Genomic DNA, 607 nt, shown 5'->3' on the forward strand with positions numbered 1-607 from the left:
CCTGAGAATGTCGTGCGTTTGGGGCGAATACTGCTGTAATACTCATTCTCGATTTGCAGAATATTGGTATTCAACTGCGTGTAGTCATGATCATCTTTTAGCCCAATTTTTTCATAGCTTGGGTAAGAGGTATGAATCGCATCGCCAAGTGTTTTAGTGAAGTTATCAAGCGTGTTGAAACAGATATTTAAAGAGCTTTGAGCGTTATTCGTATAGCCTAAGTCACTCATTCGCAGAGAGGTTGCGTAGGGTTTGTAATACGTGCCTTTTTCATCGAATACTTCAAGATCGCTGCTTTTGCCATTCAGAAAACTAGCGTCTAGTGCAGGAGATGCGCCGAATAGATACATCAATAGCCAACTGTAACGTCGAAAATTACGCGTCAGCGCAAAGTACTTCTCAGATTTGTAGGTCTGTAGATCAGTTTGACTATTTTCGGCATCTTTTAACTGCATCCAGAATTCATCCGATAAGGAGAAGTTAAAATGCAGGCCTGCGATACTCTGCATGATTCTGCCATAACGCACATCCAGACCTTTACGATAGATATGTTTCAGTCTGCCAATATTGGAGTCGCCGTACTCAGCGATACGAATGCTTTTATCAC

The 607-nt window shown here is 41.8% G+C and carries 1 pseudogene; it reads right to left on the minus strand.

Features of this window, described 5'->3' with window-relative positions:
* Positions 1-607: pseudogene (locus A3762_RS06145) on the minus strand (glutamate--cysteine ligase); the annotation flags it as partial.

Source organism: Oleiphilus sp. HI0125 (genome assembly GCF_001635355.1).